Consider the following 11,574-nt stretch of genomic DNA (forward strand, 5'->3'; position numbering starts at 1 on the left):
GGGCACTACGGGGCGTCCCGTGGCGTGCGGGGGGGCACGGCGGGATGTCGCCGCGCGGGGAGGGCGGCGGTCGGACGGGGAGGGCGGCGGTCAGCGCGCGGAGAAGGCGCGGCGGATGGCGCGCCGGGTGGACAGCTCGCCCTGTGCCCTGGGGGGACGCGGGGTGCCGACCGGGTCGCCGGACCGACCGGCCAGATGGGCGGCCAGGGAGGCGATGGTCGGGAACCGGAACAGGGTGACCACGGGGAGATCGGGTCCGGCCGCCTGGAGCAGGCGTCGGTGCAGGCGCAGCAGGTCGAGCGAGGTGAGTCCCGCGTCGAAGAAGTGTTGTTCCGGCGCGGGGGTGCGGCCGCAGGTCTCCCGGACCGCGGCGGCGATCGTCTCCTGGAGCGCGCTCGTCGACGCGCGGCCTGCGGGAGCGGGAGGTGCGGATGCGTGCTCGGGTCGGGTCGGGTCCGGCGCGGGCAGCCGGCCGAGGTCCGGCTTGCCGTTGCGGTCGAGCGGGATCGCGGCGACCTCCACCACCTCGGGGACGGCCCAGGACGGCAGGTGGGTGCGCAGCCGCCGCTCGGCCGCCGGCCGGGCGGGCAGGTGGGTGGCGGGTACGACCACGGCCAGCAGTACGTCGGGGCGTTCGGGGTGGAGCGCGACCGCGGACTGTGCGACGGACGGCACCGCGTTCAGGACGGCCTCCACGGCGGCGGGCTCCACCCGGTGTCCGCGTACCGATACCTGTCGGTCGGTGCGTCCGCAGATCTCCACGTCGCCGTCGGGTGTGCGGCGGCCGAGGTCGCCGGTGCGGTACTCCGTTCCCGAGCCGAGCCCGTGACCGCGGACCACGACCTCGCCCAACTGGCCCACGCCCGCCGGGATGCCTGCGGAGGTGACGACCTCCAGGGTGCGGTGTCCGGCGCCGGTGCCGACCGGCACGGTGGCGCGGTTGGCCGCCCGGCCCGTCGGCTCGCGCCACCGGTGGACGGCGGCGGCCTGGGAGGTCTCCGTGCTGCCGTAGACGTTGTAGAGCCGCGCGCCGGGTGCCAGTCGCCGCAGCGACCTGGCGACGGTGTCCGTCAGCGGGGCGCCGTAACTGCTGATCCTGCGCACGCGCGGCAGGGTGCCGCCGCCGGCCGTGAGCAGTTGCGCGTGACCGGGTGTCACGTTGAGCACGGTGCAGCGGCCTTCCGCCAGTACACCCAACAGCCGTTCCGGGTCGAAGCGTTCGGCTGCGGAAGGCACGAGCACCGAGGCGCCGATGGTGAGCGGCAGCAACATTTCGCGCAGGACGGGATCGTGGCCGGCGCCTGCGAGCGCGCAGCAGACGTCCCCCGGGCCGAGGTCGAACTCCTCGGCGTACCAGGCGAACGCGGTCGCCAGGGCGTCGGCGGGGACCCGGACGACGGCGGGCTCCCCGGTGGTGCCGGAGGTGAGCAGGGCGTGGCTGAACGCGCAGGGGAAGACGGCCGGGGCCGGGTCCGCGGGCGCGGCGTCGAGCAGTTCGGCGGCATCCAGCACCGGCACCGCGGCCGTGCGCTCCTCGGGCGGGCCGCCGGGGCCGACCCGCACGACGGCCGCCGCGCCGATCCGGTCGATGGCCTCGCGACGCCATCGCTCGGGAGTCTCGGCGTCCAGGAGAAGTACGGGACGGCCCGAGTGCCAGACGCCGAGGAGCACGATCGGGAGTGTCACGTCGCGATGCGCGACGACGGCGATCGGGGCGCCGGGCGCGATCCGGCCCGACAGCGCGCCCGAGCAGCGCAATACCGCGTCGCGCAGCCGGCCGTACGAGTGCACGGTGCCCTCTGGGCCGACCAGGGCGGGCGTCTCGGGGGTGCGGGCGGCCCGGGCGAGGATGCCCTCGACCATCTCGCGGACCGTGATGCCCGCCGCGGCCCGCGCCGGGGGCGGCGCGGCCGGGGCGGCGGCGCCGAAGTCGGTCACCGGTCGGGTGAGGTCCCGCGTCATGGCCCGCAGCGCGGAGCGCCACTGGTCGAGCGCGGCCCGGGCGACGTCCCGCTCGAAGTGGTCTCGGGCGTGCACCACTTGGAGCCGGTACCGGCCCTGATCGCGGTGGAGGTAGAAGCCGAGGTCGAACAACGACCAGCCGACCGGCACTTCGACCGGTTCGGCGGGCGCGCCGGCGAAGCTCTCGGGCGCGGACGCCTCGCTGAGGTCGTTGAACCAGGTCTGGAAGAACGCATTGCCGAGCGCACCGCGAGCCGGGCGCAGCGCGGCGACCACCTCGTCGAACGGGACCGCGCTGTGTTCGACGCCGCGCGCGAGGCCCTCGCGTACCCGCTCCAGGGCGTCGCCGAGGCTCGGCCGGTCGCCGACGTCCAGTCGCACCGGCACGGTGTCGACGAAGAAGCCCACGGTCCGCTGGAACTCGGCGCGGTCGCGGGCGGAGGCCGCGACGCCGATCACCACATCCCCGCCGGCGGTCCAGCGGGCCAGGACCAGGGCGGCGGCGGTGAGGAAGACCATCGCCGGGGTGCAGCCGGCGCGGACGGCCAGTTCGCGGACGGCGCGGTCGTCCTCCTCGTCCAGCGTGGCCGCCGTGGCGTCGCCGGCGAAGGTGGGCACCGCGACCGGCGCAAGCGCGAACGGAAGGCCGCCCGCGGCGGGGGCATCGGCGAGGGCGGCGCGCCAGTGCGCCATGGCCGGCTTCACCGCGGCCTCGCGCCGCCGGTGTTGCAGGGCGGCGTATTGGCGGTAGTCGGCGGCCGGGGGATATTCGGGACGGCCGAGTTCCTCGCCGCCGCTTGGCCGACCGTACTCGGCGGCCAGTTCCGCCAGAAGCACGTCCAGGGTGCGCTGGTCGGCGATCGTATGGTGCAGCGTCAGCGCCAGGACGGTGGTGCCGTCGCCGGTGTCGAGCGCGGCGACCCGGTACAGGGGCGCCCGCTGCGGATCCAGCACCGTGTCGCGGCAACGGCACAGGAAGGAGTCGATGTCGCCGGGGGCGCCGTGTTCCACCGTGACGGGGGCCGGGGTCGAGGGGTCGACGGTGAGTCGCAGGTCCGGTCCGTCGTCGTGCAGCGAGGCCCCGAACATGGGGTGCCGCAGCGCCACCGCCGCCACCGCGGCGGACAACGTTTCCGCCGCCAACTCGCGGTGGATCCGCAGCGCGCCCACCACGTTGTAGGCGGGGCTCTGCGGGAACATCCGGGACAGCAGCCACATGCGGCGCTGCCCGGGCGCGGCGATCGACGGGCCGGCGGGGATCTCGGGGAGGCCGTCGGGACGTTCGGCCGTGGCCACGGCGGCGCGCAGCTCGGCCAGGGTGGGGTCGTTGCGTAGGAAGTACCCGGGCGGCAGGGCGACTCCGAGTCGGTGGTGGATCTCGGCGGCCACTCGCGCGCCGAGCAGACTGTGCCCGCCGAGCGCCACGAAGCGGGCCGCCTCCGGGTCGTCGACGTCCGCGGCCTGCGGCAGCACCTCGTACCAGATCGATGCCAGGGCGTCCGGGTCGTCCTCCTCGGCCGACCGGGCCGACGGGGCCGACGGGGCCGATCCGCCCGTGCGTTCGCGCAGCAGGCGCTGCAACAGAGGCCGCCCGCCGTCTGTCCGGCCGGCCGGTGTCGCATACCGCCGGACGTTCAACCGCTCCTCCGCGCGCTGCCGCAACAGCTTGCGGTCCCGCTTGCCGCTGCTGCCGAGGGGCAGCTCCGCGACGATCAGGAACCGGGTCGGCACATACGCGGCCGGCACCCGGCCGGCCAGGTGCTCGCGAAGCCGGCGGTCCAGGCCGTCCCCGGCCGGTGACTCGGCCTCGGCCCCGGTCGGCTGGATCCACGCGACCAGTTCCACGTCCTCGCCGACCCCGGCCGCCACCACGGTGGCCGCGGCCACCTCGGGGTGGCCGGTCAAGTGGTGCTCGACCTCCTGCGGTTCGATCCGCCGGCCGCGGATCTTCACCTGGTCGTTGATGCGGCCCAGGTACTCCAGACCACCGTCCACCACGCGTACCCGGTCTCCGGTGCGGTACCAGACGGGCACCGACGCGTCGGCGTCCGCGGGTACGAAGGCCTGCCGGGTCAGCTCCGGCCGGTTGACGTAGCCCAGGGCCAACGGCAGTCCGCCGATCCGCAGTTCGCCCTCGTCCCCGGCGGCGACCGGCCGGCCGTCGGGGCCGAAGACACCGAGGACACAGTTGTCGACGGGCGACCCGATGAGGATCCGGTCGATGTCGGCGGCCTCCTGCGGGCAGGTCCAGTGGGTGACGTCGATGGCGGCCTCGGTGGGGCCGTACAGGTTGTGCAGCCGGGCGCGCAGGGTCGCGGCGAAGTCGCGCGCCACCGCGACGGGCAGTGCCTCACCGCTGCTGAACACATGGCGCAGCGACGCGCAGTCCCGCGCGCCGGGACCGCGCAGGAACTCGCGGAGCATGGACGGGACGAAGTGGCACACGGTGATCCGGTGTTCCCGGACGGCCCGCGCCACCAGAGCGGGATCGCGGTGCTCCTCCGGCGGGAGGAAGACGCAGGTGGCGCCGGAGATCAGCGGGAGCCACAACTCCCAGCCGGAGACGTCGAAGGTGACCGGGGTCTTCTGCAGGATCCGGTCCTTCGGCCCGATGCCGTAGGTGTCGCGCATCCACAACAACCGGTTGCACAGCGCCATGCTCGGCAGCACCACGCCCTTGGGCGCGCCCGTGGAGCCGGAGGTGAACAGGACGTATACGGGCTGCTCCGCGGCCACTTGCGGCAGCGGATCCGTCGCGGACCCGGTGGCGTGCGCCGCGTCGCGCGACGCCTCGACCTCGACGGTCCGCAGCCCGTGTCCGGCCAGGATGGGCTCGGCCTGCGCGCCGACGAGCGCCAGTCGGCTGCCGGCGGTCTCCAGGACACCGGCCAGCCGGGCGGACGGCTCGTCCGGATCGACGGGCAGATAGGGCAACCCCGCCTTCAGGACGCCCAGCAGCGCCGCGAGCAGCCCATTGCCGCGCGGTACCGCCACCACCACCGGCACACCCTCCGGAGCCCGCTCGCGCACGGTCCGGGCCACCACATCCGACCACACGTCCAACTGCCGATAGCTGAGGACGTCCGCCCCGGAACGCACGGCCGGGCGATCCGGGTGCCGTTTCGCGACGTCCCTGATCAGCCCCGGCAAGCCGGTCGGACAGTCCCGTATGGCCTTGGGCCCGGCCAGTTCCCCGGCTCCGGCACCCGACTCGTCTCGCACGTCCCATGCTCCTCTCGCGACCCGGACCGGGCCGCCAGTCACCCTAGGAACACCCGACCGAAAGCCACAGGGGCGCTGATGAGTCCTTAACGATCTTGCTTTTCCCACACTTTGCCCGGGCGAGGGCCCGCCTTTTCGGACGGACCGGGACGGACTGCCGTCTCAGGCGGCGAGCCACAATTCCTCGAACCCGGCGCGTATTTCGCGCAACGGACGACAACGCACGCCCGAGCGAAGGCTTTCGCGAGTGCCGCGGAATTCGAGGTACGTGCCTTCGCGGAATTCGCGGCGCGCCGGCGCCGTCAAGACTTTCTGACGGGCACAGCCACGATCGGGAGCACCGGGGTCGATTCCCTGGCGACCGGATTCGTGGCGAGCCACGTCCCGTACGAGGTCGCCCAACTCCGCGCCGCCGCCCGCGCCGCCGATGCCGACGCAACCTTCGACCGGTTGCTCGGGCACCTCATCGACGGGGTCGCCGCAGTCGGCGCAACGCGGCCCGGGTAGCGCGTGGTCGGCATACGAAACGCGGCGCCTCGGTCGAGTACCGAGGCGCCGCGTGCGCACACGATTCGGGTCACGGCCGGCGGGCGGCCTCGCTCGGCTCGGTGATGCTCTTCCAGTACGCGATGACTTGCTTGGACGGCTCGAACACGCCGTCCCGGATGGCGTTGTCCTGCATGCCCGCCAGGTAGATGTGCTCGGCGTTGCGGCGGTCGACTCGGACCCGGCGGACATGGATGGTCAGGCCCACGCTCGTGGGCGCGATGTCGGTGACGTCGGACCAGGGAATGAAGGTGTGGCGGATCAGGGCCCTGCCCTCGATGCCCTTGGGGGTGAGCCGGGTGTAGGACAGTCGGGTGCGCAGCACGGCGGTCGGCACCAGCACGGCCATGAACAGACCTACCCAGGCGAACCCGTACCCGCGGCTGATGTGGCCGTTGGAGACCGAGTGCTCCAGGAAGTGCGACCAGCCCGGGCCCGCGGTCACTCCCACCAGCGCGGCGACGGCGCCGAGCGCGGGTATGCAGCAGAGGAGCCATTCCCCCCGAGTCGGGGTCGGCCGGAATTCGAGCGTCTTCATAAGGCCAGGTTAGAGGCCTGATCGGGCCCTGTCGGCAGGTATTGACGCGTGCCTGAAAAGTCTTCCGACCTCCGGCAAACAGGACGGGTCCGACACTGCCGAGATCGGCGAGCGTTGCCGGGGTCCCCAGCGCCGGCGCGAGCTCAGGCCGTGCGCCGGCCGTGGAAGATGCCCCAGCTCAGTCGGCCCTGCCGGCATGCCTCCACCCACAGTGGCAGGTTGCTCAGCAGGGCGGCGAGGTAGGCCGGGCTGATCACGTCGCGGAGTTCGTCGGCCCGCCGCCGGGTCTCCTCGGTCAGCCGCACGTAGTGGGTGCGGGCCTGCTCGCTGCGGTCGTCGAAGTGCACGTGGGTCAGCCCGAGTTCGGCCAGCTCGCGCAGATAGAAGGACGGCGTGGCGAAGTCCTCGACCGCCAGGCGGGCCAACATCGTGCCCAGCGCGTCCGGCGGGGTCGCGTCGGCGGCCATCAGGTCGGTGAAGACGAGATCGCCCTTGGGGGCCAGGACCCGCACCGCCTCGCTCAGCAATTCCCGGCGGTCGCCGCTGTGACAGAACGCCTCCTGCGACCACACGACGTCGAAGTGCCCGGCGGGGTAGGGGATGTCCTGGAAGGACCCGGTGACCACCTCGATCAGTCCGTCCAGGCCGGCCTCGACGTTGGTCGCGCGGTGCCGCTCGTTCTGGGCCTCGCTGATGTTGAGCGCGACGACCCGGCAGCCGAACCGGCCGGCCAGATACCGGGTGGGTCCGCCGTACCCGGAGCCCAGGTCGAGCACGGTACGTCCGGGCCCGAGGCGCTCGGCGACCCGCTCTGCCGCCAGCTCGACCGTACGCCGCGAGGCGACCGCCACCGGCTCGTCCGGGGTGGTGTAGACGCCGGTATGAATGTCCTCGCCGCCCCACACCGCGGCGTAGAACCCGTCGACGTCGCTCGTACCGTAGTACCGACACGCCGCCTCGGCGGCCTTGGCCGCGCTCTCGTGACTCATCGCCGCCGCCTTCGCTCGTTCGTCCCGGCCGCCGGGAGTCGTCTCCCCGGACGTACCGGACACGACGTTAGCCGGATCGGCCCCGATCGACCGGCATTTGCGAAGTTTGCCCACTCATCCACTCGGCGGCGTCCACACGTTCGGCCCACGCGCGCCGCAGCTTCGCGAGGGCGACCAGGTCACCCGTCCCGGCGGGATCTTCCCGGCGAAGTGCGCGGCCCGGCCCACGAGTTCCGCGCCCACCCGCCGCGCGGCGGATCACTCGTGCTCGACCACCGGCCACTCGTCGCCGCCCTCCCACGCCACCTGGTCCCGATCGGCGACGTCCAGGCCGAGTCGGGCCGCGAGTTCGTCCAGTTCGCGGCGGCTGTGCAACTGCCGGTAGGTGCCGTCGCCGAGCATCACCAGCCGGTACGCCTCACCCGGGCGATACGCCTCGACCACCAGGTCGAAGCGGCCGTGCGCCTTGTCACTCATGCCTCCCACGGTCGCGCACCCGACCCGGATCGGCGACCCGCCCCACCGGACGCGTGATCAAGGCCCCGATGCCATCCTGGGAAGCGTGCACCTCGGGCGACACCACAGCACGACCACCGGTGGAGGTGTCCGGGATGGGCGGAGCGGGGAGAGCCGCGCGGCTGGTCTGTGGCCGGCGCGCCAAGTGGGTCATTCTCGTGCTCTGGATCCTGGTCCTGGTCGGAGCCGGGCCGGGGGCGAGCAAGTTGATGGGCGCGGAGAAGAACGACGCCTCCGCGTGGTTGCCCGGCAACGCCGAGTCGACCAGGGTCGTCGACCAGTCCAAGGCGTTCCTGCCGCAAAACGTCACCGCCGTCGTGGTGTTCGCGCGCTCCTCGGGGCTCACCCCCGCCGACGATCGCACGATCGCCGCCGACGCCGCCCAACTGCGCACCCTGGCCACGCACGGCATCGCCGGCGCCCAGGTGCAGGGCCCGATCCCGGACCGGGTCACCGCGCCGCGCGCCGCGCTGATCCTGGTGCCGATCACCTTCGGCGACAGCGGCTGGAACCGGGTGAGCAACGCGGTGGACGACATCCGCGCCGTGCTGCACAACCACCCCGGCGCGGGCCTGGAGACACACATCACCGGCCCCGGCGGAGTCGCTGCGGACAGCAGCAACGCGTTCAAGGGCATCGACGGCACCCTGCTGTTCGCCGCGCTCGGCGTGGTCGTGGTGATCCTGCTGTTCACCTACCGCAGCCCGACGTTGCTCCTGGTCCCGGTGGTGTGCGTGGTCGGCGCCTTGTTCACGGCCCAGGCGATGATCTACCTGCTGGCCAGACACGCGTCGCTCGTGGTCAACGCGGAGAGCGCGGGCATTCTGACCGTCCTGGTGTTCGGCGCCGGCACCGACTACGCGTTGTTGCTTGTCGCCCGTTACCGGGAGGAGTTGCGCCGACACGAGGACCGACACGAGGCGATGGCCCTCGCCCTGCATCGGGCCGGCCCCGCGGTGATCGCCAGTGCATCGACGGTGATCATCGGCATGTTGTGTCTGCTGGCCGCCGAGATGAACTCCACCAACGGTCTCGGACCGGTCGCCGCGATCGGCGTCGCGGTGGCGCTGCTCGCCATGTTGACGCTGTTCCCGGCGGTGTTGCTGATCGTCGGGCGGTGGATCTTCTGGCCCGTCGTCCCGCATCTGGGCTCGCCCGAGCCGACCGAGACCGGCCTGTGGGCCCGGATCGGCGCGCGGATCGCCCGTCGGCCGCGCGTGGTGTGGATCGGTACCGTGGCGGCGCTCGCCGCGATGTCCCTCGGCCTGCTCGCGCTCAACGCCAAGGGCCTGACCTCCGCGCAGAGCTTCACCGGCAAGCCGGACTCGGTGGTCGGCCAGACCGTCCAGGCCCGCTACTTCCCGGCCGGTACCGGCCAGCCGCTCCAGGTGGTCGCCGACACGAGTGCCCTGCCCGCGGTGCGCGCCTCGCTCGCGGCCGTACCCGGAGTGGTGGGCAGCAGTGTCGGCACACCGCCGGGGGTGCCGGGCGAGGTCGCCGGGCGGTCGTACCTGGAGGCGACCCTGAGCAACGCCGCGGACAGCGGCGCGGCCCGCAACACCGTGGACGCCGCGCGCACCGCGGTCCGCGCGGTGCCGCACGCCGACGCGCTCGTGGGCGGCGGTACGGCGGCCCAACTCGACAGCAACCGGGCCTCGGCGCGCGACGAGAAGTTGCTGATCCCGGTCATCCTGGCGGTCGTACTGGTCATCCTGGCACTGCTTCTGCGGGCCCTGGTCGCGCCGCTCGTACTGATCGCCACGGTGGTGCTGTCCTTCACCGCGGCGCTCGGGCTCAGCGCGCTGGCGTTCCGCCATCTGTTCCATTTCGCCGCCGAGGACACGTCGTTCCCGCTGCTGGTCTTCGTGTTCCTGGTCGCGCTCGGGATCGACTACAACATCTTCCTCAGTACCCGGGTGCGGGAGGAGACCGTCCGGGCCGACACCAGAACCGGTGCGCTCACCGGCCTGGCCGCGACCGGCGGGGTGATCACCTCCGCCGGGCTGGTCCTGGCGGGCACCTTCGCGGCGCTGGCCACACTGCCGCTCGTCGGCTTCGCGGAGATCGGCTTCGCGGTGGCGCTGGGTGTGCTCCTGGACACGATGGTGGTGCGTTCCGTGGTCGTCACGGCGCTCGCCCTGGACCTGCGCCATCGCATGTGGTGGCCGAGCGCGCTGTGGCGAAGGGAGGCGCGGGCCACGGCCGTTCGCGGCACGCCCACCGGCGGGCACTAGACGTTCGCCGCACCCCCACCGGCCGGAGTTAAACTGGGACAGGGCCATGGGCGCTCGGGGACGCCCGCCTGCTCGGGGCAACAGCTTCGGCACCGGAGTGGGCCATGATCATTGCACTGTTGATCATCATCGTTCTCGGCGGCATCGCCGCCGTCGTCGGCTTGGCCGCCGCCACCGGCCTGCGTGTGGTCCGGCAGTACGAACGCGGCGTGGTGTTCCGTCTCGGCCGTGTCCAGGAACCGACCAGGGAGGCCGGGCTGACCCGGATCGTGCCGATCGTGGACCGGATGCGGAAGGTCAACACGCAGATCGTGACGATGCCGGTGCCCGCCCAGGACGGGATCACCCGGGACAACGTGACCGTACGGGTCGACGCCGTCGTCTACTTCCGGGTGATCGATCCGGTCAAGGCGACGGTCGAGGTGCAGGACTACGAATTCGCCGTCTCGCAGGTCGCGCAGACCTCGCTGCGGTCCATCATCGGCAAGAGCGACCTGGACGATCTGCTCTCCAACCGCGAGGCGCTCAACCAGGGCCTGGCCCTGATGATCGACTCGCCCGCGATGGGGTGGGGCGTGGAGATCGACCGGGTGGAGATCAAGGACGTCGCGCTGCCGGAGTCGATGAAGCGCTCGATGTCGCGCCAGGCCGAGGCCGAGCGGGAGCGGCGGTCGCGGATCATCACGGCCGACGGCGAGTTCCAGGCCTCGCGCAAGCTCGCCTCGGCGGCGGATGTGATGGCGACCAGCCCGGCGGCCCTGCAACTGCGCCTGCTGCAGACCATCGTCGAGGTGGCGGCGGAGAAGAACTCGACGGTCGTGCTGCCGTTCCCGGTCGAGCTGTTGCGGTTCCTGGAGAACGCGACCAAGCCGATCGGCGACGGCCGCACCGCGACCACTCCCGAGGCGGAGGCGCCGACGTCGACGCACCCGCGGCGGTCGGTGCCGACCCATCCGCATCACGTGAAGAATCGCGGCATCCGCCGTGCGGCGGCGGGACCGATGACACCCGTCGACTCGGCGAGCGACGCCCACGAGCGGGTGCCGGATTCGCTGCGGACACTGGGCGGCAGGTCGTAGAGTCGTTCGGGTGAACCCGGGACGCGTGAGCAGCGCGGTACTGATGGTCTCCGGCATCGCCTTTGTCGCGATGCCCGAACAGGCGGGCGCCGCACTGGACTTGGCGCCGTCGAGCAGCCGAGGGGTGACCGAGATCCGGGCCGCGCTCGGTGGCACGTTCGCCGCCCTCGGCGCCTGGGCGCTGGTCACCCCGGATCCCGCCGTGCGACGCGCGGTCGGCGCGGTGTGGCTCGGCGCGGCGGCGACCCGACTGGTCGCACTCCGGGTCGACCACCCGAGGACCGACCGGTCGTTCTGGGGCTATCTGGGCCTGGAGATCGCCTGCGGCGCGGCGGCCCTGACCAGGCCCTGAGCCGAGGCGCCCCCCGGTCCGTGCGGGTCGTGTCCGCTCGGCGCGGTTGCGGGCGCGCGGCGGCGCGGGTGACGGGGCACACTCGGACACGTGGGCCTCCGACGGCGTTTCGCGGAGTTCTGGCAACCATGGCGAG

8 protein-coding genes are annotated in these 11,574 nt (G+C 72.9%); 3 read left to right on the forward strand and 5 right to left on the reverse strand.

The window, feature by feature from the left end; translation table 11 throughout:
- Nucleotides 1–90: 90 nt before the first annotated feature.
- The 5 genes from ABIA38_RS13490 to ABIA38_RS13510 all read right to left on the reverse strand — a co-directional run bounded on the left by ABIA38_RS13490 (nucleotide 91) and on the right by ABIA38_RS13510 (nucleotide 7,734).
- The gene (locus tag ABIA38_RS13490) at nucleotides 91–5,184 is read right to left on the reverse strand and encodes an amino acid adenylation domain-containing protein (RefSeq protein WP_424638816.1); all 5,094 of its coding nucleotides are present in this window, start codon (nucleotides 5,182–5,184) and stop codon (nucleotides 91–93) included.
- A 162-nt stretch (nucleotides 5,185–5,346) separates the two neighbouring features.
- Nucleotides 5,347–5,646 (reverse strand): hypothetical protein, encoded by a 300-nt coding sequence (locus ABIA38_RS13495; protein WP_424638817.1) that lies wholly within the window; start codon nucleotides 5,644–5,646, stop codon nucleotides 5,347–5,349.
- A 115-nt stretch (nucleotides 5,647–5,761) separates the two neighbouring features.
- Nucleotides 5,762–6,268, reverse strand: coding sequence for a PH domain-containing protein (locus ABIA38_RS13500; RefSeq protein WP_424638818.1), 507 nt, complete (start codon nucleotides 6,266–6,268; stop codon nucleotides 5,762–5,764).
- A gap of 143 nt (nucleotides 6,269–6,411) precedes the next feature.
- On the reverse strand, nucleotides 6,412–7,257 hold the full coding sequence (locus ABIA38_RS13505) for an SAM-dependent methyltransferase (RefSeq protein WP_424638819.1): 846 nt from the start codon (nucleotides 7,255–7,257) through the stop codon (nucleotides 6,412–6,414).
- Nucleotides 7,258–7,515: 258 nt separating this feature from the next.
- Nucleotides 7,516–7,734 carry a hypothetical protein gene (locus ABIA38_RS13510; protein WP_424638820.1) on the reverse strand — a complete coding sequence of 73 codons (219 nt, stop codon included), beginning with the start codon at nucleotides 7,732–7,734 and terminating at the stop codon, nucleotides 7,516–7,518.
- Nucleotides 7,735–7,868: 134 nt separating this feature from the next.
- On the opposite strand from ABIA38_RS13510, the gene ABIA38_RS13515 reads away from it, so the two are divergent.
- The 3 genes from ABIA38_RS13515 (at nucleotide 7,869) to ABIA38_RS13525 (ending at nucleotide 11,438) form a co-directional block, all read left to right on the forward strand.
- Entirely contained in the window at nucleotides 7,869–10,007 is a 2,139-nt protein-coding gene (locus ABIA38_RS13515) for an MMPL family transporter (RefSeq protein ID WP_424638821.1), read from the forward strand.
- 104 nt (nucleotides 10,008–10,111) lie between these two features.
- Nucleotides 10,112–11,086: a slipin family protein gene (locus ABIA38_RS13520; RefSeq protein ID WP_424638822.1), complete on the forward strand. Its 975-nt coding sequence runs from the start codon at nucleotides 10,112–10,114 to the stop codon at nucleotides 11,084–11,086.
- A gap of 10 nt (nucleotides 11,087–11,096) precedes the next feature.
- Complete coding sequence (locus ABIA38_RS13525; RefSeq protein ID WP_424638823.1) at nucleotides 11,097–11,438, forward strand: DUF4345 family protein; 342 nt, start codon at nucleotides 11,097–11,099, stop codon at nucleotides 11,436–11,438.
- The last annotated feature ends 136 nt before the right edge of the window (nucleotides 11,439–11,574 follow it).

The organism is Embleya sp. AB8 (genome assembly GCF_049739465.1).
Classification (GTDB): domain Bacteria; phylum Actinomycetota; class Actinomycetes; order Streptomycetales; family Streptomycetaceae; genus Embleya.

Excerpts from the sequence above, each read along its gene's own strand:
- ABIA38_RS13500 (WP_424638818.1), bottom strand. The coding sequence starts at position 6,268 with ATGAAGACGCTCGAATTCCGGCCGACCCCGACTCGGGGGGAATGGCTC.
- ABIA38_RS13505 (WP_424638819.1), bottom strand. The coding sequence starts at position 7,257 with ATGAGTCACGAGAGCGCGGCCAAGGCCGCCGAGGCGGCGTGTCGGTAC.
- ABIA38_RS13510 (WP_424638820.1), bottom strand. The coding sequence starts at position 7,734 with ATGAGTGACAAGGCGCACGGCCGCTTCGACCTGGTGGTCGAGGCGTAT.
- ABIA38_RS13515 (WP_424638821.1), top strand. The coding sequence starts at position 7,869 with ATGGGCGGAGCGGGGAGAGCCGCGCGGCTGGTCTGTGGCCGGCGCGCC.
- ABIA38_RS13520 (WP_424638822.1), top strand. The coding sequence starts at position 10,112 with ATGATCATTGCACTGTTGATCATCATCGTTCTCGGCGGCATCGCCGCC.